The 25,940-nt window shown below is 68.1% G+C and carries 23 protein-coding genes and 2 tRNA genes; 4 read left to right on the top strand and 21 right to left on the bottom strand.

Features of this window, described 5'->3' with window-relative positions; genetic code table 11:
• Positions 1-27 precede the first annotated feature (27 nt).
• From ACO2SS_RS14840 to ACO2SS_RS14815, 6 genes are all read right to left on the bottom strand, one after another.
• Positions 28-999 (bottom strand): Gfo/Idh/MocA family protein, encoded by a 972-nt coding sequence (locus ACO2SS_RS14840; protein WP_423278450.1) that lies wholly within the window; start codon positions 997-999, stop codon positions 28-30.
• Positions 1,000-1,057: 58 nt separating this feature from the next.
• A tRNA-Arg gene (locus tag ACO2SS_RS14835) sits at positions 1,058-1,134 on the bottom strand.
• A 50-nt stretch (positions 1,135-1,184) separates the two neighbouring features.
• Complete coding sequence (locus tag ACO2SS_RS14830) at positions 1,185-2,174, bottom strand: hypothetical protein (protein WP_423278449.1); 990 nt, start codon at positions 2,172-2,174, stop codon at positions 1,185-1,187.
• Positions 2,155-3,309 carry an HlyD family secretion protein gene (locus tag ACO2SS_RS14825; RefSeq protein WP_423278448.1) on the bottom strand — a complete coding sequence of 385 codons (1,155 nt, stop codon included), beginning with the start codon at positions 3,307-3,309 and terminating at the stop codon, positions 2,155-2,157. Before ACO2SS_RS14825 ends, ACO2SS_RS14830 begins: the two co-directional genes overlap by 20 nt.
• A gap of 14 nt (positions 3,310-3,323) precedes the next feature.
• A complete protein-coding gene (locus ACO2SS_RS14820; RefSeq protein ID WP_423278447.1) occupies positions 3,324-4,616 on the bottom strand; it encodes a glycosyltransferase in 1,293 nt (430 codons plus the stop codon).
• A gap of 42 nt (positions 4,617-4,658) precedes the next feature.
• The gene (locus ACO2SS_RS14815; protein WP_423278446.1) at positions 4,659-6,014 is read right to left on the bottom strand and encodes a hypothetical protein; all 1,356 of its coding nucleotides are present in this window, start codon (positions 6,012-6,014) and stop codon (positions 4,659-4,661) included.
• Positions 6,015-6,413: 399 nt separating this feature from the next.
• Between ACO2SS_RS14815 and ACO2SS_RS14810 the strand changes: the two genes are divergently transcribed.
• On the top strand, positions 6,414-7,448 hold the full coding sequence (locus ACO2SS_RS14810) for a zinc-dependent alcohol dehydrogenase family protein (RefSeq protein WP_423278445.1): 1,035 nt from the start codon (positions 6,414-6,416) through the stop codon (positions 7,446-7,448).
• Between the two features lie 78 nt (positions 7,449-7,526).
• Here the strand turns inward: ACO2SS_RS14810 and ACO2SS_RS14805 are convergent, their stop codons facing one another.
• The 3 genes from ACO2SS_RS14805 to ACO2SS_RS14795 are packed head-to-tail and all read right to left on the bottom strand — an operon-like array spanning position 7,527 to position 12,464.
• On the bottom strand, positions 7,527-8,660 hold the full coding sequence (locus tag ACO2SS_RS14805; RefSeq protein WP_423278577.1) for an ABC transporter permease: 1,134 nt from the start codon (positions 8,658-8,660) through the stop codon (positions 7,527-7,529).
• Positions 8,661-8,709: 49 nt separating this feature from the next.
• Positions 8,710-11,445, bottom strand: a complete 2,736-nt coding sequence (gene rbbA, locus ACO2SS_RS14800) for a ribosome-associated ATPase/putative transporter RbbA (RefSeq protein ID WP_423278444.1) — start codon at positions 11,443-11,445, stop codon at positions 8,710-8,712.
• Entirely contained in the window at positions 11,445-12,464 is a 1,020-nt protein-coding gene (locus ACO2SS_RS14795; protein ID WP_423278443.1) for an HlyD family secretion protein, read from the bottom strand. Before ACO2SS_RS14795 ends, rbbA begins: the two co-directional genes overlap by 1 nt.
• A 592-nt stretch (positions 12,465-13,056) precedes the next feature.
• On the opposite strand from ACO2SS_RS14795, the gene ACO2SS_RS14790 reads away from it, so the two are divergent.
• Positions 13,057-13,809 carry a Crp/Fnr family transcriptional regulator gene (locus tag ACO2SS_RS14790; RefSeq protein WP_423278442.1) on the top strand — a complete coding sequence of 251 codons (753 nt, stop codon included), beginning with the start codon at positions 13,057-13,059 and terminating at the stop codon, positions 13,807-13,809.
• Between the two features lie 11 nt (positions 13,810-13,820).
• On the opposite strand, the gene badI is transcribed toward ACO2SS_RS14790, so the two are convergent.
• Together badI and ACO2SS_RS14780 are read right to left on the bottom strand one after the other, a co-directional pair.
• Positions 13,821-14,618 (bottom strand): 2-ketocyclohexanecarboxyl-CoA hydrolase, encoded by a 798-nt coding sequence (gene badI, locus ACO2SS_RS14785; protein WP_423278441.1) that lies wholly within the window; start codon positions 14,616-14,618, stop codon positions 13,821-13,823.
• 20 nt (positions 14,619-14,638) lie between these two features.
• Positions 14,639-15,406 (bottom strand): glucose 1-dehydrogenase, encoded by a 768-nt coding sequence (locus tag ACO2SS_RS14780; RefSeq protein WP_423278440.1) that lies wholly within the window; start codon positions 15,404-15,406, stop codon positions 14,639-14,641.
• 89 nt (positions 15,407-15,495) lie between these two features.
• On the opposite strand from ACO2SS_RS14780, the gene ACO2SS_RS14775 reads away from it, so the two are divergent.
• Positions 15,496-16,014 carry a MarR family winged helix-turn-helix transcriptional regulator gene (locus ACO2SS_RS14775; protein WP_423278439.1) on the top strand — a complete coding sequence of 173 codons (519 nt, stop codon included), beginning with the start codon at positions 15,496-15,498 and terminating at the stop codon, positions 16,012-16,014.
• A gap of 18 nt (positions 16,015-16,032) precedes the next feature.
• On the opposite strand, the gene ACO2SS_RS14770 is transcribed toward ACO2SS_RS14775, so the two are convergent.
• The 8 genes from ACO2SS_RS14770 to ACO2SS_RS14735 all read right to left on the bottom strand — a co-directional run bounded on the left by ACO2SS_RS14770 (position 16,033) and on the right by ACO2SS_RS14735 (position 22,866).
• The gene (locus ACO2SS_RS14770) at positions 16,033-17,271 is read right to left on the bottom strand and encodes an ABC transporter substrate-binding protein (protein WP_423278438.1); all 1,239 of its coding nucleotides are present in this window, start codon (positions 17,269-17,271) and stop codon (positions 16,033-16,035) included.
• Positions 17,272-17,321: 50 nt separating this feature from the next.
• A complete protein-coding gene (gene aliA / locus ACO2SS_RS14765) occupies positions 17,322-18,941 on the bottom strand; it encodes a cyclohexanecarboxylate-CoA ligase (RefSeq protein WP_423278437.1) in 1,620 nt (539 codons plus the stop codon).
• A gap of 44 nt (positions 18,942-18,985) precedes the next feature.
• Positions 18,986-20,128, bottom strand: a complete 1,143-nt coding sequence (locus ACO2SS_RS14760) for an acyl-CoA dehydrogenase family protein (RefSeq protein ID WP_423278436.1) — start codon at positions 20,126-20,128, stop codon at positions 18,986-18,988.
• Between the two features lie 331 nt (positions 20,129-20,459).
• Positions 20,460-20,765, bottom strand: coding sequence for an ETC complex I subunit (locus ACO2SS_RS14755; RefSeq protein ID WP_423278435.1), 306 nt, complete (start codon positions 20,763-20,765; stop codon positions 20,460-20,462).
• Positions 20,766-20,794: 29 nt separating this feature from the next.
• A tRNA-Pro gene (locus ACO2SS_RS14750) sits at positions 20,795-20,871 on the bottom strand.
• A 90-nt stretch (positions 20,872-20,961) separates the two neighbouring features.
• Entirely contained in the window at positions 20,962-21,429 is a 468-nt protein-coding gene (locus tag ACO2SS_RS14745) for a DUF192 domain-containing protein (protein WP_423278434.1), read from the bottom strand.
• Between the two features lie 4 nt (positions 21,430-21,433).
• Positions 21,434-22,042 (bottom strand): cold-shock protein, encoded by a 609-nt coding sequence (locus tag ACO2SS_RS14740; protein ID WP_423278433.1) that lies wholly within the window; start codon positions 22,040-22,042, stop codon positions 21,434-21,436.
• A 104-nt stretch (positions 22,043-22,146) separates the two neighbouring features.
• Complete coding sequence (locus tag ACO2SS_RS14735) at positions 22,147-22,866, bottom strand: SIR2 family NAD-dependent protein deacylase (RefSeq protein WP_423278432.1); 720 nt, start codon at positions 22,864-22,866, stop codon at positions 22,147-22,149.
• Between the two features lie 126 nt (positions 22,867-22,992).
• On the opposite strand from ACO2SS_RS14735, the gene ACO2SS_RS14730 reads away from it, so the two are divergent.
• The gene (locus tag ACO2SS_RS14730; RefSeq protein WP_423278431.1) at positions 22,993-23,979 is read left to right on the top strand and encodes a heparan-alpha-glucosaminide N-acetyltransferase; all 987 of its coding nucleotides are present in this window, start codon (positions 22,993-22,995) and stop codon (positions 23,977-23,979) included.
• A 3-nt stretch (positions 23,980-23,982) separates the two neighbouring features.
• Here ACO2SS_RS14730 and ACO2SS_RS14725 read toward each other — a convergent pair whose 3' ends face one another.
• The gene (locus ACO2SS_RS14725) at positions 23,983-24,795 is read right to left on the bottom strand and encodes an ion channel (RefSeq protein WP_423278430.1); all 813 of its coding nucleotides are present in this window, start codon (positions 24,793-24,795) and stop codon (positions 23,983-23,985) included.
• On the bottom strand, positions 24,758-25,906 hold the full coding sequence (locus tag ACO2SS_RS14720; RefSeq protein ID WP_423278429.1) for an epoxide hydrolase family protein: 1,149 nt from the start codon (positions 25,904-25,906) through the stop codon (positions 24,758-24,760). The genes ACO2SS_RS14725 and ACO2SS_RS14720 overlap by 38 nt, the downstream gene beginning before the upstream one ends.
• Positions 25,907-25,940 lie beyond the last annotated feature (34 nt).

Raw genomic sequence — 25,940 nt, 5'->3', positions numbered from 1 at the left:
ATCTACCCCCAGGGCGCGGAGACGGCCTCAGCTCGCGAGGATCGCCTCGACGACCTCCTGCACGTCGAGGGCCTCCTGCAGGGTCGCCAGGTGATGCGGCTCGCCGCGGGCGAGGCGGACGACGCCGTCGAGCTGCCGCCGGAGCGCGATCGGGCGGGCCTTCTCGTTCGGCAGCGCGTCCGGGGCCGCCTCGAACGTCCCGTCGGGACCGCGCCGCTCGGCCACCGACCAGTCGCGCAGCCGCACCGCGCCGCCCTCGCCCTCGATGGTCCAGGTGTTGTGGTCGTCCTTGTCGGTCTGCCCGACGCTGCCGGTCAGCGTCACGGGAATGCCGCCCGCCGTGAACGTCGCCTCGATGCGGCGCTCGGAGCGGCCCGGTTCCGGGAACTCGGCCTTCGCCGTGAGCCCCGCGATCGGTCCGCCCAGGCGGCGCGACAGGAACAGGAAATGCGACACGACCTCGCGCGTGAAGCCGCCTTCCTCTCGGCGATCCAGCCAGGACGCGGCATCCGCCTGCCACGAGCGCGGCCAGGTCGCGAAGGCGACCTCTATGGCGATGCGGGTGGGAGCGCCGACCACGCCCTCGTCGATCCACCCGGCGAGGGCGGCGACGCCGAGCGAGGACGCGAAGGGGAAGTTCACTGCCCCGCGGCCGCCAGCCTCGCGCACGAAGGCGCGGGCATCGGCGACATCCACGGCGAGCGGCTTCTCGCCGAAGAAGGTCTTGCCCGCCTGCAGGGTGGCGCGCCCGTAGCCCAGATGCGAGGCGGGCGGGGAGGCCACGTACACGCAGTCGCTCGCCGCGATGACGGCGTCGGAATCCGTGTGTCGCTTGACTGATGGAAACCGCGCCGCGATCCGGTCGAGGGCGGCGGCGGATGGGTCCCAGATCCCGGCGACGGAAACCGCGCCCTGCGGCTGGTCCAGGATGGCGCCGAGCATGCGCTCGCCCATGATGCCGGCCCCGATGATGCCGATCGCGACGGGTCTGGTGCTCACGATGTCTGTCCGAGTGTGATCCGAGAACGCGTCGCCCAAACAAGGCGGCCGCAGCGCATGGCGACCCCGGTAGGGCTCGAACCTACGACCTGCCGCTTAGAAGGCGGCTGCTCTATCCAGCTGAGCTACGGGGCCATGCGCCGGAATTCCCTCTAGCAGGGCACCGTGCGGCCGTCATCACATCCTCAGGCAGGCAGCGCTGCCCAGCCTTCGTAATCGTGCAGCGACCAACCCAGATGGGATCGGGGCCAGCGGGCGCCGAGCTCCATGTCGATGGTGGCGAGGTCGGAGCGCACGGCCGAGCGCCTGTTCTTGGGCGGGGTGTCCGCATACGAGACCCCTGCGCCCGGTCCCGCATGCGTCTCGAGGCCGAACAGGACGCGCGGGCCGTCCGGCAACCGTTCCGCCGCGTAGGCCATCTCGCCCTCGATCCGGTTCAGCACCCGCGCGGGGTCGGTGGTATAGCTCATGATCACGTAGAGCGGCACGAGCGGCATCAGATGCTCGATGAGGGGCTTGCGGACGCCCTTGAACACGGCCTCGACCGGCTCGCCGAAATAGTCGTCGACCCAGCTCGGGACGGCCGCGCCGTACTGGAGCCCCGCGGCCTGCATCTTGCCGAGGATCGTCTCGTGGATGCCCAGCCATTCGGCGAGGATGCGGTCGCGCCTGGCGAGCTGCTCCGGCGTGAGCCTGCTCTGCGGGACGTCGTTGACGAACAGGTCCTGTCCCTCGCCCTGCCCATCCTGGGGCTCCAGGTCGGACATGAAGCCGGCGAATTTCACGCGATGCCGGCCGTTGAACGCGATCATCGCGTCCACGGCCGCATAGAGGCCCGCCGGGCCTTCCACATCGGAGAAGTAGCCGCGCCAGCCTTCCATGCCCCAGGCGCGGATCCCCGCTGCCGACAGCGCCTCGAGGAGCGCTGCGATCCTGCCTTCCTCCTTGGTGTAGTCGGCCGCGCGCAGGAACAGGTACGCGTCGGTCAGTCCGAGAGCCTTCGCGTCGGCGACGAACCGGGCGGTTGCGGCAGGGGAGAGGAGGGCGGCGGTGTTCCAGACCCAGATGGACCTGTGAGCCGCCGCCATTCTGTCCCCGGGTGCCGCGCCGGCGCGGGTGCACGCCAGCGCGAGGATCCCTGCCAAGAGCGCCCGCCTACTGATGAGCCTGGGCATCGGCGACTCCCAGGGGGAGCAGGCCGGCGATCTTGGTCCAGCCCTCCGACGCGGCGCGCGTGATCGCGTCTTGGTTCAGGTACTTTCCGACCGCGTCCTTGGCGGCCTGCACCGTCTTGTTGCCGTTCAGGAAGGCGCCCCCCGTCACGCGGACGGTCGTCGACATCGGGAAGATGCTCGGATCGTCGAGATCGATCCTGGCGACCTGCGCACGGGTCGGCGGATGGTACGTCTTCTGGAACTCCGCGGGCAGGCGATCGGTCACCGGCAGGATCGCCGAAACATGTCCTTTCCCTTCCTTGAAGTTGTCGGCGACCTTGACCTTCTCGCCGATGTCGACCTCGAAGAGCGCGCCGGTCGGCAGGTAGACGAGCGCGTAGGGCTTGCCGACATGCAGTTGCAGAAGGGGCTCGCCCGCCTTCGAGACATCGCCGGGCGCCGCGACCTTCGCGCCGACGAGACCGTCCTGCGGCGCAACGATCACCCCGTCGTTGTAGGTCCTCCGCAGTTCGTCGAGCGCGTTCTCCGCCGCCTTGTGCGCGCGGCTGAGCACGTCCAGTTGCTCGAGCCCGGCGCGCAGCTCAGCCTCTCGCGTGGCTTTCTCGGAGAGGGCCGCGTACCGGTTGTTCTGCGCGTTCGAGATGAACGCTTCCGAGATGAACCCCGTTTCCTTGTTCTTCGCGAGAACTTCCTTCCAGAGCCTGTCGTTCTCCTCGAAGCGCTCGGTGGCGGATTTCAGCAGCGCGCGGGCGACCTCCACCTTCACGGCGGCGTCGCTCTGCCTCGCTGCGGACTCGGCAAGACGGCTGGTCAGCTCGGCCATCGAGTCGATCACCTGCGGGGCCTGGACTTTGACGAGGCTGTCGCCCTTTCGCACCCGCTGTCCGGGCGAGACCATCATTTCGACGACCTGGACGCCGTGAGGCGACGCAATCGTGATCTGGTCCGAAAGCACCAACCCTTCGGCCTGTAGCCAGAGATAAGGCCCGGCGAACAGCTGGACGAGGTACCCGAACAGAAGCGCCAGGAGCACCAGGTAAACGTAGCGCCCAAGCCGTTGCTGCCGCTTCCGGTCGGCCCGAACGTCGTTCAGGAACCTATCGGCAACGTTTCGCTCGCGCAGAGCCCGGATCATCTATCCCACTCCTTTCAACTGAATTGCGCCTGCGCAGCCACCCGGCGCGGCGAGTACGGATCGTTTCTGGAGGCGAACCACACCCATTCCTCGAGATAGGCGTAGAGGCGCACGCATCGCATCAGGACCGCGTAGATCAGGCCGAATGTCAGCAGGTACGGAACGAGGCTCCAGATCGTAGCCGCGCAGAAGCGCCGGGTTACGAACAGCGCGATCCCAAAGCCGATCGTGTCCAAGACAAGATAGACCAGGGCGACCGAGAGAAGTATCGGCAGGGCTGCTCCTGCGTAGATGTAGAACAGCCAGACCAGATAGATCGGGAATGCTGCCGTCGTGAGCAGGTTCAGCACGCACCATTCGATCTGCTCGCCCGTCTCGATCGGGGAGAAGGATCGCGCGAACGGGTTGAACACGCTCCGAAACAGCCTGAAGCGGATGCGGATCGTGTCGCGGTCCCAGCGGCGACGCTGGCGCGTGAGGGCCGCAACGGTTTCCGGCACGTCGGTGAAGCACCAGGACTGGTCGGCGAACGCGATCCGCCAGCCGGCGCGGCGCAGCCTCATCGTCAGCTCGAAATCCTCGCCCGATCCGGCGCTCAGCATACCGACCTGATCGAGGGCTTCGCGGCGGAACGCGCTGAACGCACCCGACGCGCAGACGACGAGGCCCAGCATGTCGAGCGCGCGCTTCCCGAGGCAGATCGACTGGAGATACTCGATGGCCTGCCAGCGCGTGACGGCCGAGCTGTCGTGATTGCGGACCGCGATCGGACTGCAGGTCGCGCCTACATGGCCCTCGACGAAGGGCTCGATGAGCTTCTCGATCGCATCCCGGTCGAGCGAGCAGTCGGCATCCAGGTTGATGACGATGTCGCCCGTTGATGCGCCGATGCCCAGATTGGTGGATGCAGGCTTTCCGCAACGGACCTGGTTGCTGATCGCCGTGGTGATCAGCCCCTGGCGGCGCAGCTCGTTGATGACGTCCCGCATGTCGTCGGTCGAGCCGTCATCGACGACAATGATCTCGTCGATGCGCCGGGTCTGCTCTCCGAGCGAGCGCAGGCACTTGCCGATCGCATGCGCCTCGTTGTGCCCGGCGATCACGACGGAGAGCTTCAGGCTGTCCAGATAGGCCCGCTCCGCTGCCGTGAGTTTCCGCTCCCGGACAAACAGCGCGCGCGCCAAGACCGCCCCGAACGCGAGCGTGTACCGCGGCAGTTCGAGGACGATCATGAACCAGAACATCGAGAGCAACGCGAGCCACTCGAAGTTCCCGAGCATGACAAAGGGTGCTGCAAGGTCGATCATCTTGACGATGCTGGTTGCGGCGTGAAGGCGGACGGATCTGGCCTATGACGCCCGGTTCCAAAGCCTGGGCTCGGGCAGGACTTCGAACCCGACCTGGAGGTCTTCCTTCAGGATGTCGCCAAGGCGGCGCCGGATGGCGCCCTGCATCGCCTCTGCTTCGCGCCGGTCGGCGCGCGGCATGAGGATGAGCATGCTGTCGCCCTCGTCCCGGACGGCATCCACCTCCCGCAGCGAACTATGCAGCGCGTCGTCCACGAGCTTGCGGGTTTCCTCCCACAGGCGCACGCTCTTGTTTCTGATGGCGCCTGCATTGAGGAACCGCATCCTCATGACCTGGAAAGGCGTCTTGAACTCCCGCTGCTCGCGCTGGACCTGTTCCAACAGCATGTCGAAACGTTCGTGCCGCAGCCCGAACCGCTCCGTCATCGCGGGCACGCCCTGTGTCAGGTACGCGATGGCTGCGCCGGTCAGCGTGTAGCTGTAGCGCGTGACCACCGGCACCTGCTCGCTGTCATGGTGCGAGCCGCAATCGATGCACTTGAAGCCGATCGCGGGAAGATCGTTGATGTCCCCGCAATCCGCGCAGATCACGACGGAGCCCGGCTTGTCGTAGTCCAGGCCGATGTGCCGCAGCGCATCGCCGCATTTCGGGCATTCGAAGCGGACGCCATTCCGGAACGTGCTTTCCGGCGCCATGTGGCCGCAGCGGAAGTGATGGACGATCGTCTGCTCCTCGATGTTGGAGGAGCGGCACTTGTTGCACTCCTCTCGCACGTTGAGCACCGACGAGCGGCAATCCGGGCAGCACTGGAACTTGTCGAAGAAGCTCCGCGCGAGCAGGCCGTCCTCGCACAGGCGATTGGCGGTCTCGGAGACGTTCTCCATGCGGCCCGCGAGCGGATAGCTCACGAGCTCTCGCGACGTGCGGTCGTAGACAGGGGCGAGCGCCAGCTCGCGGCTGTACATGCGCGCCAGGAGGATGTCCTCCGGCCGGGAAGAGTAGAGAACCGCGTCGGTGAGCTGGTTCAGCCGCTTGGAAATCTGCTCCGCACGTGCCCAGGCGCCGTCCTCTCCGGCCGGAGCGGCATCGATCAGGCGGTGAGACTGCGAAACGATGCTGACGACCGGGACCAGCGGGTCCTCGAGGTTGTTCAGGAGGAAGCTGAGCGCCTGGTCCGTCGCGTGCCGTGTCAGGATCACGGCATCGACGGCCCCGCCCCTGGCAACAGCCTGCCACCCCGCTGGACACTCCTTCCCTTGGCGAAAGCGCGGATAAGCCAGGAAGGATCGATCGCGCGCATCAGACCGCGCCGAAAAACTCAGCCCAGACCGCATCACCTTCGCCCCGTGAACTCGTCGCTCCATCGCGGGCTCCTCGCCCGGCGGCCGGTCGAGCATCGCCCGCCTCCTCGGGGGCTAGGATGCCGGTTTCTCCCTGCCGCGACAGGCTATATCAATGACGTAACTCACGATGACAATGGTAGAGCTTGTCGCATTACCGACTTTTAATGGATTGAGCTCTGTAATTCAGCTCTGGAAAGAAAGCCGTAATCTGAGTTCCGCATCAGGAGTACTGATTGTCTGATAGGTCATCGGCTTATAATGAGCCGAACGTATTGCGAGCTTCTCAGCTAGGCGGCCGTTCCGCTCGGGGTTCGGCTCGAGAATGCGGCGGCCCGAGCTGTCAGGCCGCGTATGCTGCCGGACGCAGAGGCCGCGCGGGTGGGAGGGCGGGAACGCGTCCACCCCGACGGCTTTCCTCCCCGGCGGGGCGGCAACGATACCGGAGGCGGATCCATGCGCGCGACGATCATGCACCAGGCCGGCGACGTTCGGATCGAGGACGTTCCGGATCCCGCCATCATGGCGCCCACGGACGCGGTGATCCGCGTCACCCGCGCCTGCATCTGCGGCAGCGACCTCTGGCCCTACAAGGGCGGCCCCAACCAGACCGACCAGCGCATGGGCCACGAGGCGATCGGGATCGTCGAGGACGTCGGCAGCGACGTCGAGCGCATCAGGCGTGGGCAGGTGGTCGTCATGCCGTTTGCGTCCTCCGACGGGACCTGCATGTTCTGCGACGAGGGCCTGCCGACCGCCTGCATCCACCTCGGGTTCTTCGGCAACGGCAGCGGCCTGGACGGCGCCCAGGCGGAGGCCCTTCGCATCCCGTATGCCGACGGCACGCTCTTTCCCCTGGATGTCGGACCGGACGACGCCCTGATGCCCTCCCTGCTGACGTTGTCGGACGTGATGGGCACGGGCCACCATGCCGCCGTGGCCGCGAAGGTGCGGCCGGGCACGACCGCCGCCGTCATCGGCGACGGTGCCGTCGGCCTCTGCGGCGTGCTGGCCGCCAAACGGCTCGGCGCCGAGCGGATCATCATCATGGGCCACCATCCGGACCGGATCGCGCTCGCCCGCGAATTCGGCGCGACGGACGTGGTGAGCGAGCGCGGCGACGAGGCCACCGAGCGGGTGCGCGAGCTGACCGGCGGCTTCGGCGCCCATGCGGTGCTGGAATGCGTCGGCACGGAGCAGGCCGTCGGGACCTCGGTGGCGATCGCCCGTCCGGGTGGCTCCGTCGGGCGCGTGGGCGTGCCGCATTACGAGGCCGTGCCGGGCGGCAAGCTGACCTTCTACAAGAACGTCAGCGTGGCGGGCGGCCCCGCGCCGGTTCGCGCCTATATCGCGGATCTCCTGCCGGACGTGATGGACGGACGCATCCAGCCCGGGCGCGTGTTCGACCGCACCGTCGATCTCGACGGGGTGCCGGACGGCTACCGCGCGATGAACGAGCGCGAGGCCCTGAAGGTCATGGTGCGGCCCTGAGCGCGAAGGTCCGGCGTTCGCTCCGCGCCCGACCGCCCGAGAGGAGCCTCCCTTACGGGATCCGCCGCGCCCCGCCGGTCAGTCGCCGAAGAACACGCGCCGGAACCGGCGGAGGGCGGCGGTGAAATAGACGCTGCCGAGCGCCGCAAGGGCGAGAAGCTGGGGCCAGACGATTGGAAGATCCGCCCCGCGGTAGAGAACGGCCTGCGAGAAGGCCACGAAATGCGGCGTCGGGCTGATGGTCAGCATGAGGTAGCGCAGCCAGACCGGCATGCTTTCCATGGGCGTGCTGCTCCCGGACAGCAGCTGCATCAGAAGCAGCACGGGTATCACGAGCAGGCCGAACTGCCCCATCGAGGTGGCGATCGTGGCGAGGAGGATGCCGAGCGCCGCTACGGCCAGCGCGTAGAAGGCGGTCCCGAGGAGGAAGAGCGGGATGGAGCCGGCGATCGGCACACCGAGCCACCATTGGACGACGAAGGCGAGGGACAGGCCGGCCGCGACCAGGATCACGAGCCCGTTGGCGATGATCTTGGCGAGCATGATCTCGTAGGGGACGAGCGGCATGACGAGCAGGTGCTCGATCGTGCCTTGCTCGCGCTCGCGGATCAGGGCCGCCCCGGTGAGAATGACCGTCAGGAGCGTGATGTTGTTGATCACCTGCATGACGGAGGTGAACCAGCTCGATTGCAGGTTGGGATTGAACTTGGCCCGCGTCACCACCCGGACCGGAGCGCCGACCTTGATCCCGAGGCGCTCCCCGAACGCGGTGACCTCCTGGGTCACGATGCTCTGGATGTAGACCGCCCCGTTGCCGGCCTGGGTCATGGCGGTGGCGTCGATGTCGAGCTGAACCTCGGTCGACCGGCCGGACAGCACGTCGGCCTCGAGGCGGGGCGGGATGTCGAGCACGAACACGAGTTCTCCCGTGTCCATCTTCGGATCGACTTCGCGGGGCGTGATGGGAACGACGCGCTTGAACAGGGGTGGAAGCAGCGCGCTCACGATCTGCCGCGAGAGCTCGGAGCGGTCCTCGTCGACCACCCCGACCGAAGCATCCCGCACCTCTGTCGAGGCGCCGGAGGCGACCGTGTAGACCGCGAGCGTGAAGGCGTAGACGACGAGGAACAGCATCACGGGGTCTGCCCGGATGCTGCGCAGTTCCTTGACGACGAGGCGGAAGACGTTCTGTGCGTGCGTCCGGAACCCCATGCGGAGCGGGGGCGGAGCCGTCGGAGCGTCGCCGCCGATCCCCGTCACGTCACGTCTCCTGCTTCTGCAGGAGGAGCTGCGAAAGCACCAGGAAGACCAGGGCGAGCCCTGCCAGCACCAGTATGTTGAAGCCGAGTTCCGCGAACGGCAGCCCCTTCGTGAAGGTGCCGAGCGTGATTTGCTGGTACCAGGCCGGCGGCAGCGAAAGCCCGATCAGCCGCGCGCTGCCCGAGAGCGAGGAGACGGGCACCAGCAGGCCGGAAAAGTTGACGGCCGGAATGACCGACAGGATTGCGGTGGCGAACACCGCCGCGACCTGGGTCCGCGTGAAGGTCGAGATCAGCTGGCCGAAGCCCGTCGTGGCCGTGACGTAGAACAGCGTCCCGACGACGAGGGCCAAGGCCGATCCCTTCACGGGCACGCCGAACAGGAACCACGCAACCAGGACCAGCAGCCCCAGATTGATCATCGCGATGCCGATATAGGGGAGCTGCTTGCCGAACAGGAATTCGAACTTCGTGATCGGCGTGGAGCGGAAATTGGCGATCGATCCGGTCTCCTTTTCCCGGACGACCGAGATGGCCGACATGATGGCCGGGATGAGGATGAGCAGCAGCATCACCACGCCCGGCACCATGGCGTTCACGCTCTTGAAGGCCTGGTTGTAGCGAAAGCGCGTCTCCACGCTCACGGGAGAGCCGGTCGAGCCGGTTCCCGTCCGCTCCAGGCTCAGCTGGTAGGCGTATTGATTGGCGAGCCCCGTGACATAGCCCCGGGCCGTCTCGGCCCGGAACGGCATCGCGCCGTCAAGCCACACGGAGACTTCCGGGACCCGGTTGGCCACCAGGTCACGCCCGAAACCCGGCGGGATCTCCAGGGCGACCTGCACGCTGCCGCTGCGGAACCGCTGGTCGAGTTGCTGCACGTCCTGGATGGGCGGCTGCTCGCTGAAGTACCGCGAGCTCGTGAACGCATCGACCAGCTGGCGGCTTTCCGGGCTGTTGTCCTGGTCGAAGGCCGCGAAGCGGATATTCTCGACGTCGAAGGAGATGCCGTAGCCGAAGGCGATCATCAGCACGATCGGGCCGATGAACGCGAACGCGATCCTGATGGGATCCCGCAGCAGCTCCATGGTCTCGCGCCGCGCATAGGCCCAGAGCCGGCGGGGGCTGAAGCTGCGGGGCGGCGCCGCGGCCTGGGGCGCCTGCGCGGCAGGCTCCGCCGCCGTCGCGGCAGGCGCCTGCCGGTCGATTCCCGCTGCCTCGGCGAGGTAGTCGATGAAGCAATCCTCGAGCGAGGCGCTGCCGCGATCCCGCACGAGCTCCTCCGGGCTGCCGACCGCGAGCACCCGCCCGGCGTGCATCAGCGAGATGCGGTCGCAGCGCTCCGCCTCGTTCATGAAGTGCGTGGAGATGAAGATGGTGACGCCCTCGTCGCGCGAGAGGTCGATCAGCGTCCGCCAGAAGGCATCGCGGGCGATGGGGTCGACGCCAGAGGTCGGCTCGTCGAGGATCAGCATGGCGGGCCTGTGCAGCACGGCGACCGCCAGCTGGAGGCGCTGCTTCATGCCGAGCGGCAGGCTTTCGGGTCGCGCATGCCTGACCGCGCCGAGCTCGTAGCGCTCGAGCAACTCCGCGATGCGCACGGGGATGTCGTCGGACGGGAGGTGGTAGAGGTGGGCGTGCAGCTCGAGGTTCTGCAGCACCGTCAGCTCGCCGTAGAGCGAGAAGGCTTGCGACATGTAGCCGACGTTGCGGCGGGTCTCCATGTCGCTGTCGCTGATCGGCCGGCCGAAGAGCCTCGCCTTTCCTTCGGTGACCGGCAGGAGGCCGGTCAGCATCTTCATCGTCGTCGACTTGCCGCAGCCGTTCGAGCCGAGAAACCCGAAGATCTCGCCGCGGCCGATCCGGAAGCTGACGTCGTCCACGGCCGTGAAGTCGCCGAAGCGCCGGGTCAGGTGCTCCGCCTCGATGGCGGGTGTCGTGTCCAGGCTCGGCGGCCGGGGGCGTGGCACGACGGGTTTGTGCTCGGCCTGCTTCTCCGGCGGCAGCAGCGCGATGAAGGCCGATTCCAGGTCGGATTTCTCCGTCCTGGCCAGCAGTTCGGCGGGCGCGCCGGTCGCGATGACCTTGCCGTCGTCCATGGCGACCAGCCAGTCGAAGCGGGAGGCCTCGTCCATGTAGGCGGTCGCGACGACCACGCTCATGCCGGGCTGCCGTGCCCGGATCGACCCGATCAGGTCCCAGAACTGGCCGCGCGAGAGCGGGTCCACGCCGGTCGTCGGCTCGTCGAGGATCAGGAGGTCGGGATCGTGGATGAGGGCGCAGCACAGGCTGAGCTTTTGCTTCATGCCCCCCGACAATTTGCCGGCCGGGCGCGCCTCGAAGGGATCGAGCCCGGTTGCCGTGAGCAGTTCGGTGATGTGTCGGCGCCGCTCGGACGGGCCCTGGCCGAAGAGCCGGCCATGAAAGTCGATGTTCTCGAAGACGCTGAGGGTCGGGTAGAGATTCCGGCCGAGACCCTGAGGCATGTAGGCGATGCGCGCCGCCTCCTTCGCCCGGTGGCGCCGGTCCGCCATGTCGCCCCCGAGCGCCTGGACCTTTCCCGTCTGGATCCGGCGCACGCCGGACACGATGGCCAGCAGCGTCGACTTGCCCACGCCGTCCGGCCCGATGATTCCCACCATGCGGCTCGCCGGCAGGTCCAGCGATGCGTCGTCGAGCGCGACCGTGTCGCCGTAGCGGTGGGTGACGTGCTCGAACCGGGCAACAGCGGCGACCGCCATCACGGCAGCTTCACGGCGAGATCCGCGGGCCAGGGCACGTCGGGGTTCGTGCGGACGAAGCCCATTCCGCGGACGCCCGTCTTCACCCGGTCGTGGTAGTCTGCGAGGACCTTCGGGTCGATCTGGAGCTTCACGCGAAAGGTGAGCTTCTCGCGCTCCTCCGCGGTCTCGACCGTCTTCGGGGTGAACTGCGCTTCCGTCGCCACGAAGCTGATCGTGGCGGGAACAACGTATTGCGGCACGGGATCGAGGATGATGCGGGCCTCGTCGTTGAGCGCGAGCGGGCCGGCCTCCGCGGCCGGCAGGTAGATCGTCATGTAGACGTCGCTGAGGTCGAGCAGCGTCAGGATGCGGGTCCCGGCGCCCACCACCTCGCCCTGCTGCGCGAGCTTGTACTGGACGCGGCCATCGCACGGCGCCCGCAGCACGAGGTCGACCAGTATGGCTTCGAGCCGCTGCACCTCGGCCTCGGCGCTCTGCACGGCGAATTGAGCCTGGTCGCGCTGGGCCTCGGCGGCCGTGAGCGCGGCCTTCGCGGAATCCGCCTTGGCCTTGCGCTGGTCGAAGACCTGCTGGGTCATGTAGCCCTTTCCGACCAGTTCCTTGCCGCGGTCGAAGTCGTTCGAGGCGAAGACCAGGTCGCTCTTGCGCTGGGCAATCAGGGCGACGGCTTCCGCAAGGCTCTGCTTGGCCCGCAGAACCTGCGCCTGGGCGCCGCGGAGCTGGGCTACCGTCTCAGGTGACGAGATCTCCGCAACGACCTCGCCCGCCTTGACCTCGTCGCCCTCCCTGACGAGGACCTTGGAAAGGCGCCCGGCATATTTGGCCGACACATCGACCTGCGTGGCCTCGATCCGTCCGTTGGACTTGACGATGCCGGCCGGCATCGTCTGGCCCCGAAGCCTCTCGATCAGCTGCTTGAGGCGCGACTGGGCCGAGGACGGAGACGGGGCGGCGAGCCCGCCCGCAACCAGTCCTGCAACCAGCACGACTGTGCTGAGGGATTTGGCCCGGCTCATGCCGTCGCTCCGGCGCGGTTCTATCCGGCAGGAAGATCGCTTCCTCCATCGGCGTCAACTCGTGGTGGCAGGGAATGATCCGGGCTCGCCCCGGCCGGCGGGTCGACTTGGCGGCAGCGCGCAAGCGCGGCGCGACGTGAGGCGGGCTGCGCTTAGTCCGCTTTCGTCCATAGTAACGCGTGGCCGGTGGTGGCGGCTTGTCCACGCTGCACCGTCGGTGTTCGGCGTCGATCCTTCGCAATCCGGCCTTGCGCGACGGATCAACAGCTCGGCTGCGCAGAATTTTTGTGCAGGTGGGCGACTAGTCGGGCGTGTTTTCTTCGCCCCGGCCAGCCGGAATGCCTTCTCGGCGGGTGCAAGTGGCTGGAGTATGCCGTGCACAGAGGGTCGAGAGGTAAAATAATCGTGAAAGATCTAGGGATAATCCTGCGCAGTTCTACCCCTCAGGTAGTACCTCACCCAGGTTATCGTTCTGCGATATCGCCGGTCAGCATCCGCGAATAACATCCCGCTGATCCGGCCCGGGCTCCACACGCCACGGTCCGTGGGGTGGAGACGTTAGCGGGCTCCCGTGCCGGAGAGGGGGGCGTCCGTGCATTATCCACTGAGGGAAGAACCGCATCCGCTCGTCCGCAAGATGGAGAGCATCGTTGATCTTGCGGCTGACGAGCGGGAGAGCCTCCGCGCCTTGCCGATGCTTGTGCGCGAGATCGGGCCCGATCAGGACATCGTGCGCGAGGGCGACCGGCCGTCCCAGTCCTGCCTGATCCTGGAAGGCATCGCGTCGCGCTACAAGCTCGCGGGAGAATCCCGTCGACAGATCCTGGCCTTTCACATCCCGGGCGAGATCCCCGATCTGCAGTGCCTCCACCTCCGGACGATGGATCACGACGTCGCGATGGTGACCGCGGGCCGGGTCGGGTTCATCCAGCACCGGGTGCTCGAGGATCTGATGGCCCGCCACCCGCGGATCGCGGGCTCGTTCTGGCGGGAGACCCTCATCGATGCCGCGACCTTCCGCGAGTGGATGGTCGGGATGGGCCGCCGCAAGGCGCTCTCCCGGATGGCCCACTTCTTCTGCGAGATGTATGCGCGGCTCGACGCCATCGGCATGGCCGCGGACGGGACGGTGCCGCTGCCGATCACGCAGGAGGAGATCGGCGACGCGCTCGGCCTCTCGGCCGTGCACGTCAACCGGTCGCTCCAGGAACTCCGGGGCCAGAGCCTCATCATGGTCGGACGGGGCAGGCTGACCATCCTGGATTGGGAGGCCCTCGCCGCGATCGGCGAATTCGAGCCGACCTATCTCCACCTCCATGCGAGCGAAATGGGGAGGGGACGCTAGGCCGGCCCCGTTCAGCCTTCCGACTTCTTGGCGGGATTGCGGAAGTCGGGTTTGCGCTTCTCGCGGAACGCGATGCCGCCTTCCCGGGATTCGTCGGTGTCGTAATAGAGGCTGAGCGCCTGCATTCCCATCGAGGCGATGCCGCGTATGCTCTCCGTATCGGCGTTGAAGGAGCGCTTGGCGATGGCGAGCGCGGTCGGGCTGCGCTCCATCAGCTCGGCGCACCAGCGGTCCACCTCGGCGTCGAGCTCCTCGTGCGGCACGACGGCGTTCACGAGCCCGAGCTGCATAGCCTCCTGCGCCGTGTAGCGGCGGCACAGGTACCAGATCTCGCGGGCCCGCTTTTCGCCGACCACGCGGGCCAGATAGGCCGTGCCGAAGCCCGGATCGACCGAGCCGACCTTCGGGCCGACCTGGCCGAACTGCGCCTTCTCGGATGCGATCGTGAGGTCGCAGATGGTAGCGAGGACGTTGCCGCCGCCGATGGCAAAACCCTGGACGCGGGCGATCACCGGCTTCGGCACGTCGCGGATGAGGCTCTGCAGCTCCTCGATCGGCAGGCCGATCGTGCCGCGGCCGTCGTACTGGCCGTCATGCGCCGTCTGGTCCCCGCCGGTGCAGAACGCCTTGTCGCCCGCGCCGGCGAGCACGATCACGCCGATCTTCTTGTTCCAGCCCGCGCGCTGGAAGGCGTGGATCAGCTCCTCCACGGTCTGGCCGCGGAAGGCGTTGTAGCGGTCCGGCCGGTTGATGGTGATGCGGGCGACGCCGTCGCCGCGCTCCTCGTAGAGGATGTCCTCGTAGGTCATGTCTCGCTCCCTTTGCGCGCTCAGCCGGCCATCGAGAGGCCGCCCGAGACGCTGATCACCTGGCCGGTCACGTAGGCGGCGTCGTCGCTGGCGAAGAAGCTGATCGCGCCGGGCAGGTCGTCCGGCTGGCCGATCCGGCCGAGCGGGATGGACCGGCGGAAGGATTCCATCAGCTTCTCGGGGTTGCCGGCTCCCTTCCTGAACTCCTCGAACAGGTTCGTGTCCGTCGGCCCGGGGCAGACGACGTTCAGCGTGATGCCGTGCCGGGCGTGTTCGCGCGCGAGCGTCTTGGTCAGGCCGAGGAGGGCAGACTTGCAGGCCGCATAGACGGCCTCGCCCGTCGAGCCGACCCGGGCCGCGTCGGAGGCGACGTTCACCACCCGGCCGTAGCCGCGCTCGACCATGCCGGGCAGCACGAGGTGGTGCATGTTCAGCGCGCCGACGAGGTTGACGGAGATCAGCCGCTCCCACTCGGACGGTTCCGTCGCCAGGAACGGCTTGAAGATGTCGAAGCCGGCATTGTTGACCAGGATCGAGATCGGACCGAGCGCCTCGCCGGCGCCCTTCACGGCCGCCTCGACCTCGTCGCGCTTCGTGATGTCGCACCGGAAGGCCGCCGCCTTGCCGCCCGCACCCGCGATTTCCGCCGCGACCTTTTCGGCCGCCGGGAGGTCGAGATCGAGGACCGCGACCGCGGCGCCCTCGCGGGCGAAGCGCCTGCAGGTCGCCGAGCCGATCCCGCCAGCGCCGCCGGTCACGATCGCCGTCTTGCCTTGAAGCCTCGTCACGTGCAGCGATCCTCTCGATTGTGCTGGCGCAGCCTAAGCAAGCCTGCGTAGAAATAGCAATACCTTGTCATATCTGGATTCGGGCGGCCTTGGCAGACACTCGACGGACCCCTCCACCGGCCGATCCGACCCGCTTCGACCTGGCGAACCGGCTCTATTTCCGGCTCTATCAGAGCTCGAATCTCATGCACAAAGTCGGCACCCGTGCGGTGTCGAGCTTCGGCAGCACGACCCAGCAATGGGCTGTGCTCGGCGCGCTCGCGCGGCCGCGCGTGGGCCAGGCCGGCATGAGCGTGAAGGAGCTGATCGCGTTCCTCATGCTCACCCGGCAGAACCTCTCCATCGTGCTCGACCGGCTCGAGAGCCGCGGCTGGATCGAGCGCGTGCAGGATCTCGAGGACCGGCGCAGCCGCCGCATCCGCCTGACCGACACGGGACAGGCCGAGTGGGCCCGCATGCTCGAGGAGATCAGGTCCTTCTACGACGTCTCCCTGGCCGGGCTTTCGTCGGATGAGCTCCTGCAGCTCTACCGCCTCCTGGACCGCCTCCGGGACGGGCTTGCCGCCATGGCGGCCGACGACAATGGCCGCGAGGAGGAGCCGGCCTGAGGGCCGGCCCCTTCCGGGTCAGGCGCGCACGAGCGGGCAGTTCCCGTCCTTGAGGGGTCGGAAGGCCTGATCGGCCGGCAAGGTCGAGACGAGCTTGTAGTAGTCGCCCGGCCCCTTGCTTTCCTGAGGGGTCTTCACCGTGAACAGGTAGGCGGGGTGGATCTTGCGCCCGTCGACCCGGATCGAGCCCTGCCCGAAACAATCGTCGTCGGTCGGCATGCGCTTCATCTGCTCGACGACGGCCCGGCCGGAGGCCTTGGCCTTCTCGACGCCGAGTTCCTTCACGGCCTTCAGGTAGTGCAGGACGCCCGAGTAATCGCCGGCCTGGCTCATGTTGGGGAAGGTGTTGGCCGGCAGCTTCGGCTTCACTCGGCTCATGAAGCTGCGCGTCCTGTCGTTGAGGTCCCAGTAGAAGGTTTCCGTCAGCGACAGCCCCTTGGCGACCGGGAGCCCCATCCCGCCGATATCGGTGATGAAGGTCACCATGGAGGCCATGCGGATGCCGCTCTGGTCAAGGCCGAATTCCTGCGCCTGTTTCAGGGAGGCGATCAGCTCGGTCCCGGCATTGGCGAAGGCGAGGACGTTGGCGCCGCTCGACTTGGCCTGGAGCAGGTAGGACGAGAAGTCGTTGGTCGAGCCATAGGGGTAGCGCACGGCGCCCAGCACCTTGCCGCCCGCCGCCTCGACGAAGCGGGTGCCGTCAGCCTGGGCGGCATGGCCGAAGGCGTAGTCGGCCGTGATGAAGAACCACTTGTCGCCGCCCGCCTTCACCAGCGAAGTCGCGGTCGAGTGGGCGAGGCACCAGGAATCCCAGGACCAGTGCAGCATGTTGGCGCTGCAGCTCTTGCCCGTGAGGTCCGAGCTGCCTGCGACCGTCACGAGCGAGACCTTGTCCTTCTCCTCGATCAGCCCGCGCGCGCCGAGCGCGATGGAGGTGTTGCCGACATTGGTGATGATGTCGACGCCGCCCTGGTCGAACCATTGCCGGATGATCGACAGGCCGACATCCGGCTTGTTCTGGTGGTCGGCGACGAGCACCTCGACCTTGATGTTCGGGTTCGCGGCCGTGAACTCCTCGACGGCCTGCCGCGTGCAGGCGACGCTCGTCGGCCCGGACAGGTCGCGGTAGATGCCGGACATGTCCGTGATCACGCCGATGCGGATCACCTGATTGCCCTGCGCCCGCGCCCGGCCTGCCGGCAGCACCAGGCTCGCGGCCGCGCCGGCCGCAAGGAATGACCGTCTATCCATCCTCATCGTTCCCTCCAGTTTGTTGTCGTTGATCGCGTCCGGGCTGCCGTGCCGGCCTAGGCAGGCCGCTTCACGGCCTCACGCAGCTTGAATTTCTGGATCTTCCCGCTCGGCGTCCGCGGCAGGTCGGCCACGATCTCGAGCCGCTCCGGGACGTATTGCCGGGCCATCTTCTGGTCGGCGAGATAGGCGGACATCTCCTCGAAGGAGAAGCTCTGGCCCTCGCGCGGGACCACGAACGCGCAGGCGCGCTCGCCGAGGCGTTCGTCCGGGTAGCCCACGATGGCGACGGCCGCGATGGCGGGGTGCTTGAAGAGCAAGCCCTCGACCTCGACGACCGGGATGTTCTCGCCACCCCGGATGATGATGTCCTTGGCGCGGCCCGCGATGCGGATGTAGCCGGCCTCGTCCATGCGGGCGAGGTCGCCCGTATCGAACCAGCCGTCCGGATCCTGCGGGTCGAGTTCGGGCCGCTTCAGGTAGCCGACGAAATTCGAGCAGCCGCGAACCTGGAGGTAGCCCTCCTCGCCGGGCGGGAGGACGTCGCCGTTCGCGTCGATGACCCGGACCTCCATCCCGGGCAGCGCAACGCCGTCCGTATTGGTGGTCTTCTCTTCCGGATCCTCCGGGCGCGTCGTCGTGACCGCGCCGTTCTCGGACATGCCCCAGCCGGAGATGATGGAAGCGCCCAGGGCCGCCTTCGCCTTGGTGACGAGGGCGCGCGGGATCGGGGCGCCGGCCGACACGAAGATGCGCAGGCTCGGCGTGCCCTGGCCGGTCCGCTCCACATGGTCGGCGAGGTCGTTGAGGAAGGGCGTCGCGCCCATCGTGAAGGTGGCGCCGTTCTCCGCGATCTGCCGCTGCATCTCGGCGGCCACGAAGATGTCCTGCAGCACGGCCGTGCCGCCGAGCATCACGGGAAGGACGAGGCCGTACATGAAGCCCAGCTGGTGGGCCATCGGCGAGGGCATGTGGATGACGTCGTCGGCCCCCAGGTGCAGCCGCTCGGCGAAGGGACCGAGATTGGACAGCATCGTGTTGGAGGTGTGCGTCACCCCCTTGGGCTCGCCCGTCGTGCCGCTCGTATAGAGAAGCTGGATGACGTCGTCCGGCGAGAGAGGGGCCGGCTCGAAGGCCTCGCCCGCACCCGGCTCGAGCAGGGTGGCGAAATCAGTCTCGCCGCCCCCGCCGACAACGAAGACGTGCCCCAGCTTGGGCAGCCTCGCCTGGAGGTCCTTCGCCATGCCGGCGTGGTCGAAGCCCCGGAAAGAGGCCGGGACGACGAGCACCCTCGCCTCCGCGAGGCCCAGCATGAAGCCGAGCTCGCGCTCCCGGAAGATGATCATCAGGGGGTTCGAGACCGCCCCGAGCTTCAGGCAGGCGAGGTGCAGGACCGTGAATTCCCACCAGTTCGGCAGCTGGAAGGAGACGACGTCGCCGCGGCCGACGCCCCGGGCGCGAAGGGATTGCGCCACCCGGGTCGCCCGGGCGTCGAGCTCGCGATAGGTCAGCCGCGTCTCGGCGCCGGTATCGGCCCGGTTCGCGACGACTGCGATCTTGTCCGGCGTGTTCGCCACGGCGCGGGCGAGGTGGTCGAGCAGCGTCTCGTCGCGCCAGGCTCCCGACGCACGCGCCTCGGCGGCCCGCTTTTCCAGCAATCCTGCGGTCGTTCCCATCCCGGTCCCCTTTTGCGCGGAGCTCTTTCGGCTCTCGTCGCTCGTCAGCGGCGAGCCGCCCTGAGCCTTTCCCGCGCGATGATGAGTTTCATGATCTGCGCCGTGCCGTCCCCGATCTCGAGGCCCATCACGTCCCGCAGGCGCTGCTGGTGCGGCAGGTCCAGCGACCAGCCGTAATGACCGTGCGTGAGAAGGCACTGGTGGATGGTGTCGACCGCCGTCTTGGGGCCGAGCCATTTGCACATGGCGGCCTCCGCCGTGTGCGGGCGGCCCGCATCACGCAGCGCGAGGGTGTTGTAGCAAAGCTGCCGGACCGCCTCGACCAATCCCTCCGCCTCGGCGAGCGGGAAGGTGACGCCCTGCTTGTCGGCGAGCGGCTTGCCGAAGGCCTGGCGCTCCTGGATGTAGGCCCAGCTCTCGTCGAGCGAGGCCTGAGCCGAGCCGAGGCATTGCAGCCCGATCAGGGCACGGCTGAAGTCGAAGCCCTGCATCACCTGGACGAAGCCCGCCCCCTCGGCCGCGAGCCGGTTGGCGACCGGCACCCGCACCTCGTCGAAGAAGACCGAGCTGCGCCCGATCGCCTTTGAGCCGAGATCCGTGAACCGAAGGGTGGAGACGCCCGGCGCATCCATCGGGATCAGGAAGGCCGAGACGCCGCGCGCGCCGTCCTCGGGGCTGCCGGTGCGGGCGAAGGTGACGATCGCGTCCGCCTGGTCGGCCATCGAGATCGAGGATTTCTCGCCCTTGAGGATGTAGCTGTCGCCGTCGCGGCGGGCAGAGAGCGCGAGGTTCGCGGCATCGGAGCCGCCGCGCGGCTCCGTCAGCCCGATCGCCACCACGCTCTCGCCGGAGACGATCCGGCCCACCCATTCGGCCGCGAGTTCGGGCAAGGCGTAGCGCGAGATGATCGCGCCGTTCAGCGAGCCGAGGATCTGGACATAGGCGACGTTGATGTCCGCATAGCCGATCTCCTCGGCGATCAGGCCGCTCGTCACGCTCGGCTGGGCGAGGCCGCCGAACTCCTCCGGAAGCTCGGGCGCGATCAGCCCGAGCGAGCCCATCTCCCGCAGCAGGTCGCGCTCGACCCGGCCCGTGCCCTCGCGCGCCTGGTAGCCCGGCGCCACCTTCTCCCGCGCGAACCGGCGAGCGACGTCCCTGATTTCGCTCTGCTCGTCGCTCAACAGCATCCGCGGATTGTCCTGGCCCGAGCATGGATCGCCGGTCGGCCGGCACCCATCACGCTACCGGGGCGGCAATAAATGTCAATACATTGATATAAACGGCCGCCTGGCGGGAACGAGCGATGCGGCCGAAGCCCGGGCCCGGTGCTCGCGCGGCCGCGCATCGTCGTGGAACGCTGACGGGAGCGTCGTCGATCTGGGAAGAGGTCGAAGAGTGCCGAAAGCGGCTCAGCGGCCCGAGGCCGCTTCAGGAGCGCGCGTCACGGCTATCGGCGTTCCCGCCGCGCGGGAGCGACACAGGGCGCGAAGGCTTCGCGCCCGCCGTGTGCCGCCTAGCTCAATGCGTCCAGGGGGCCGTGCGGTTGAACTTGAAATTGTCCGAATAGGCCATGGTCCGGGGCCGGCTCTCGGTCGGCTCCTCGACCCGGTAGGGGATGCCCTCGCGCTCCGCGTAGGCGATCGCCTCCTCCTTCGTGTCGAAGCGGAGGTTCAGCTGCTGGCGCGTATCGCCCGAGGAGGTCCAGCCCATCAGGGGCTCGATCTCGCGCGGGGTCTCCTGCTCGAACTGGAGATGCCAGAGCTTCGTGCGCGCGAGGCCCGACTGCGTCGCGCTCTTGGCGGGCTTAAAGATTCGGGCAGGCATTCGGTCCGTCTGTCCTCAACGCGTGGCGGTGGTCGGGGCGGCCGGATTCGAACCAGCGACCCTCTGCTCCCAAAGCAGATGCGCTACCAGACTGCGCTACGCCCCGAACAAGCCACGGATGCTAGTGGGCTCAAGGGGCTGGAACGTCAAGAGTTCCAAGCTCCGTCGCGACCCGACGAGGGCCGGCGGCCCGGTTCTAGCGCGGCTTGAACATCGGATGGACCACCCGGTCGCCCGGATGGAGGCCGAGGCGCTTCGCGCTTCCGGCGATCAGCTCCAGCACGCCGAGCACGGGCTCGCCGGACGAGATCGTCCGCGTCGAGAGCGGCTCTGTGTTCTCGGCGATCCGGGCGATGGTCCCGTCCGGCCGGATGAAGAACATGTCGAGCGGGATGTAGGTGTTCTGCATCCACATCGAGACCGGCTCGACGCGGGCGAAATCGAACAGCATGCCCCGGTCCGGCGCCATGCTGCGCCGGTACATGAGGCCCTGGGCGCGGTCGGCGTCGTTGCGGGCGACCTCGACCTGGAATTCGTGCCGCTGGCCCGCCTTCGTGACGATCGTCAGCGGCTCGAAGCTTTGCGCCCAGGCCGCGACGGGAAGGAGGAGCAGAAACGTGAGGAGCACGGCCCAGCAGGACCGCGCGGCAAGGTTCGGACGCATCGCCTCAATGTGAGGCGGGCAGCGCACTCTGCGCAAGCCGCACTTCCGCGGCCATGTGGCCCTTCGAGCCGTCGCCGTACCGGACGAAGACGCGATCGCCGGGCTTGAGCTCGGCGATGCCGTAGCGGCGCAGGGTTTCCATGTGCACGAAGATGTCCGGCGTGCCGTCGCCGCGGGTGAGAAAGCCGAAGCCGCGCAGGCGGTTGAACCACTTCACGGTCGCCGATTCGAGGCCGCTCGTCGGCACCACGACCTCGTGGGTGCGCGCCATCGGCAGCTCGGACGGATGGATGGCCGTGGAATCGTCGAGCGAGACGACCTTGAGGGCCTGCAGGCCGCGGGAGCGCTTGGCCGCCTCCACCACGATGCGGGCGCCTTCATGGGCGGCCTGGTAGCCGTCCCGCCGCAGGCACGTCACATGGAGAAGGACGTCGGGCAGGCCGTCATCCGGGACGATGAACCCGAATCCCTTGGCGACATCGAACCATTTGATGCGCCCCGAAACCTGGATGACCTCGAGGTCCGGACCTGCCTCGGCCTCGGACCGCGCGGTGCGGGCCTCGAAACCATCAACTCCGCCTGCCCGCGGGGGCAAACCGTACTCGTCCGACATTGCGCACCGCCCGAATCACGCCGCTGATTCGCTTGGTGAACATAACATCAAGACGAGTCGCGCAAAGGCGCGTTTCCAGCCATCCACCGTCAGTTCGCGGCGAGTCACTGCGTCGCGGCCAGCGGCCCGAGCACGGTTCCGATCTCCGCGCCGATGACGAGATCGGCCAGCGAGTCAAGGTCGGTGGGTTCCCTATTCAGGATGACCAGGCGGGCTCCGTTGCGCTTCGCCAGGACCGGAAACCCCGCCGCCGGATAGACGACGAGCGAGGAGCCGATGGCCAGGAACAGGTCGCAGCCGAGCGTCAGCTCGCGTGCCCGCTGCATGGCCGCCTCGGGCATCGCCTGCCCGAAGGAGATGGTGGCCGACTTCACCAGGCCGCCACAGTCGCGGCAGGTCGGGGCCCGGCCGGTCGCCTCGAAGGCGCGCCGCACGTCGGCGAGTTCGTGCCGCAGCCCGCAAGCCAGGCAGGTCGCGTAGGTGCCGTTCCCGTGCAGCTCGACGACCCTCTCGTCCGGGATGCCCGACGCCTGGTGCAGGCCGTCGATGTTCTGGGTGATGATTCCCGGCGATTTGCCCTCCGACACGAGGGCCGCGAGCGCGCGGTGGCCCGCGCTGGGCTGCGCGCCCCTGTAGATGTCGTCCATCGTGAACTTGCGCCGCCATGCCTCGCAGCGCGCGTCCTCCGAGGCGAGCCATTCGCCGAAATCGATCGGCTTGTTCTGCAGCCAGGGGGATCCGGGCGAGCGGAAATCGGGCACGCCGCTCTCGGTCGATATCCCGGCGCCCGTGAAGGCCACGACGTTGCGGGCCCTCGCGATCATCCGCCTGAGCTCCTCGGCCAGCTCGGCCGGAGTGTCTTGGTCGTCGCGCATGGAAGCCGATATAGGCGCGCGACCAGCCGCAGGCGAGAAACGCGATGCGACCTCGCCCAACCGTGATCGGTGCCCTTGGTCTCTCTCAGCAACGCGGCCCTCGAGGGCGGCGCCGGATCCTCCAGGCCCCGCCTTCCCGCCATCGACGCCGCCCGCGGCCTCGCGGTCGCCGCCATGGTGGTCTACCACTTCGCCTGGGACCTCTCGGAGCTGCGCTTCGTGGCGACGGAGGTCACGGCCGAGCCGGGCTGGCGCCTGTTCGCCCGGGCGATCGCGGCGAGCTTCCTTCTTCTGTCAGGCATCGGCCTCGCGCTGGCCCATTCCGGGCGGATCCGCTGGCGCGCCTTCCTGCGGCGCCTCGCGACGGTGGCGGGGGCGGCGCTCCTTATCACGGCCGCGACCCTCTTCGCCTTTCCCCAGAGCTACATCTTCTTCGGGATCCTGCACGCCATCGCGGTGTCGAGCCTGCTGGCGATTCCGCTCACGCAGGCGCCGGCCTGGGTCCCGGCCGTCCTTGCGCTCCTCGTCGCGGCAGCGCCCCTGTTCCTCTCCGGCGGCGTATTCGACCTGCCGCCGCTCGCCTTCCTGGGCCTCGCGGGCCGCGAGCCGATCACCAATGACTGGGTGCCGCTCTTCCCGTGGGCGGCCTTCGTGTTCGCGGGCATCGCCATCGGCAAGACGCGCCTGCTGCAGCGGGTGGGCTCCCCGCAGGTGGACGCCACCTCGGCCGGCCGCGTCCTCTGCTGGGCGGGCCGGCACAGCCTCGTCATCTACCTGCTGCACCAGCCGATCCTGTTCGGCGCGCTCTACGGCCTGTTGCAGCTCACCGGCCCCAACCTCGCGGCCGTCGCGACCCGGGTCGAGCGCTCCTGCCCGGTCAGCTATGTCCAGGCCGGAATCCCCGAGGACCGCGCCCGGAAGACCTGCTCCTGCACGGTCGACGGCATGAAGGAGGCCGGCATCTGGACGGATTTCCTGCGCGAGCGGCTCTCGGCGGAGCAGGGGCGCGAGGTGACCAGCATCGCGCGGGCCTGCCTTGCGCGAAACCCGGGAGCCGATTGAGGGTCAGCTGCCTTCGTCGGGGATGTTGAGGACCGTCCCGCAGGCCTTGCAGTGGACCGCGTCGGGATCGTGCCGCTGCAGCCCGCAGGTGGGGCACGGGAAGCGCACCTTGTGCGGCCGGAACAGCACCTGGGCGAGGCGCAGGAACAGCGTCACGCCGAAGATCATGATCAGGACGGAGATCAGCCGCCCGGCCGTGTCCTTCAGGACGATGTCGCCGTAGCCGGTCGTCGTGAGCGACGTCACCGTGAAGTAGAGCGCATCGACGAAATTGTGGATGTTCGGGTTAGACCGGTGCTGGGTCGCGTAGACGATCCCGGTCATCACGAAGATGAAGACGAAGAGGTTGGTGATCGCCAGGATCACCTCCTCGTTGCGGCGGAAGACGGGGCTGTCCTGCCGGAGCCGCGTCAGGATGCGGTAGTTCCTCAGCAGCCTCAGGGTGCGCATGATCCGGAGGAAGCCCGCGCCTTCGCCCACCAGCGGCGCGATCAGGAACGAGATCAGCGCCACGATATCGGCCCAGGTCGCCGGGTGGAGCAGCTCTCGCCAGCGGCTGCGGCTAATCCAGAGGCGGGCCGAGAAATCGGCCAGGACCGCGAGCCCGACCAGGATGTCGAGGACCTTTACGCCCGGCCAGTCCGGCGCGAACGAGGTCGCGATGATGAAGACGACCGTCGCGACGTCGAAGGCCAGGAGGCCGTAGCGGAAGCGGTGCGCGCGCTCCGTGTCGCCCTCGTAGAGCTCGCACAGATACGCGCGAGCGTTCTTGACCGGATCAGGCCCGGAGAGGGCGTGCGAAGGCGACGATGTCATGGGCGAGCGCTTCCGGCTGCTCCAGCGCGGCGAAGTGGCCGCCCCTCTCCATAACGGTCCAGCGCTGAATGTTCCTGAACGTCTTTTCCGCAAGCGAGCGCGGGGGGCGCAGGATCTCGCGAGGAAAGGCCGCGTAGCCGGTCGGCACATCCACGGTCGCGCCGCTCGGAAGCGGGTGCTCGCCATGGATGCGGGCGTAATAGGGCCAGAACGACGAGCCGATCGCACCCGTGAACCAGTAGAGCGCGATGTCGGCGAGGCCGTGGTCCCGCGGGATGGCCGACCAGACGTCGCCATCATGGTCCGACCAGCGGTGGAACTTCTCGCCGATCCAGGCGGCGAGGCCGGCCGGCGAATCCGCCAGCGCGAAGGCGAGCGTGTCGGGCTTCGTGCCCTGGATCTGCTGATAGCCGATCTCGTCCTTGACCCAGGCCTCGAGCTCCTGCGCGTAGCGGGCCTCCTCGGGCGTGCGCTCGCCGAGCGCGCTCCGGTCGCGGCCGATCGGCAGCATGTTCAGGTGGATGCCGAGAAGGCGGTCGCGATGCGCAAGGCCCAGCCGGCTCGTGATGGAGGCGCCCCAATCGCCGCCCTGGGCGAAGAACCGCTCGTAGCCGAGCCCCGTCATCAGCTCGGCGAAGAGATCTGCGGTCTCAATGATGCCGATCCGCCTCTGCCCCGGCGAGAAGGACAGCCCGTAGCCCGGCAGGGACGGCGCCACGACCGTGAACGCGTCCGCCGGATCTCCCCCGAAGGCCGCCGGATCGGTGAGGCGCGGGATGATGTCCAGGAACTCGAACACCGAGCCCGGCCAGCCGTGGGAGAGAAGCAGGGGTGCGGGCGATGGTCCCTTCCCGGGAGCGTGGATGAAGTGGAGATCGATCCCGCCGAGTTCGACCTGGTAGTTCGGAAAGGCGTTCAGGGCCGCCTCCGCCTTCCGCCAGTCGAACGCATCGCGCCAATAGGCGAGCGTGTCGGAGAGCCAGCCGCCATCCATCCCGTGCGCCCACGGCTCGCCGGGCGTCTGGTCGGCAAGGCGGGTGCGGGCGAGCCGTGCCTTGAGATCCGCCAGCGCCTCGTCCGGGACATGCAAGGTGAACGGCCTTGGTGACATGCCTGCGACCTCCTGGGTTGGCGGCAGAGGGGCG

The sequence above is a fragment of the Enterovirga sp. CN4-39 genome (genome assembly GCF_049446235.1).
Taxonomy (GTDB): domain Bacteria; phylum Pseudomonadota; class Alphaproteobacteria; order Rhizobiales; family Beijerinckiaceae; genus Enterovirga.
Note: the sequence above shows the minus strand (reverse complement) of the source record. Positions and strands in the feature narration are given on the sequence as shown.

Bases quoted from the DNA above. Each gene is read 5' to 3' on its own strand.
- ACO2SS_RS14830 (WP_423278449.1), bottom strand. From the start codon at position 2,174: ATGCCCAGGCTCATCAGTAGGCGGGCGCTCTTGGCAGGGATCCTCGCG.
- ACO2SS_RS14825 (WP_423278448.1), bottom strand. From the start codon at position 3,309: ATGATCCGGGCTCTGCGCGAGCGAAACGTTGCCGATAGGTTCCTGAAC.
- ACO2SS_RS14820 (WP_423278447.1), bottom strand. From the start codon at position 4,616: ATGATCGACCTTGCAGCACCCTTTGTCATGCTCGGGAACTTCGAGTGG.
- ACO2SS_RS14815 (WP_423278446.1), bottom strand. From the start codon at position 6,014: ATGCTCGACCGGCCGCCGGGCGAGGAGCCCGCGATGGAGCGACGAGTT.
- ACO2SS_RS14810 (WP_423278445.1), top strand. From the start codon at position 6,414: ATGCGCGCGACGATCATGCACCAGGCCGGCGACGTTCGGATCGAGGAC.
- ACO2SS_RS14805 (WP_423278577.1), bottom strand. From the start codon at position 8,660: ATGGGGTTCCGGACGCACGCACAGAACGTCTTCCGCCTCGTCGTCAAG.
- rbbA (WP_423278444.1), bottom strand. From the start codon at position 11,445: ATGGCGGTCGCCGCTGTTGCCCGGTTCGAGCACGTCACCCACCGCTAC.
- ACO2SS_RS14795 (WP_423278443.1), bottom strand. From the start codon at position 12,464: ATGAGCCGGGCCAAATCCCTCAGCACAGTCGTGCTGGTTGCAGGACTG.
- badI (WP_423278441.1), bottom strand. From the start codon at position 14,618: ATGACCTACGAGGACATCCTCTACGAGGAGCGCGGCGACGGCGTCGCC.
- ACO2SS_RS14770 (WP_423278438.1), bottom strand. From the start codon at position 17,271: ATGAGGATGGATAGACGGTCATTCCTTGCGGCCGGCGCGGCCGCGAGC.
- aliA (WP_423278437.1), bottom strand. From the start codon at position 18,941: ATGGGAACGACCGCAGGATTGCTGGAAAAGCGGGCCGCCGAGGCGCGT.
- ACO2SS_RS14760 (WP_423278436.1), bottom strand. From the start codon at position 20,128: ATGCTGTTGAGCGACGAGCAGAGCGAAATCAGGGACGTCGCTCGCCGG.
- ACO2SS_RS14755 (WP_423278435.1), bottom strand. From the start codon at position 20,765: ATGCCTGCCCGAATCTTTAAGCCCGCCAAGAGCGCGACGCAGTCGGGC.
- ACO2SS_RS14745 (WP_423278434.1), bottom strand. From the start codon at position 21,429: ATGCGTCCGAACCTTGCCGCGCGGTCCTGCTGGGCCGTGCTCCTCACG.
- ACO2SS_RS14740 (WP_423278433.1), bottom strand. From the start codon at position 22,042: ATGTCGGACGAGTACGGTTTGCCCCCGCGGGCAGGCGGAGTTGATGGT.
- ACO2SS_RS14735 (WP_423278432.1), bottom strand. From the start codon at position 22,866: ATGATCGCGAGGGCCCGCAACGTCGTGGCCTTCACGGGCGCCGGGATA.
- ACO2SS_RS14725 (WP_423278430.1), bottom strand. From the start codon at position 24,795: ATGACATCGTCGCCTTCGCACGCCCTCTCCGGGCCTGATCCGGTCAAG.
- ACO2SS_RS14720 (WP_423278429.1), bottom strand. From the start codon at position 25,906: ATGTCACCAAGGCCGTTCACCTTGCATGTCCCGGACGAGGCGCTGGCG.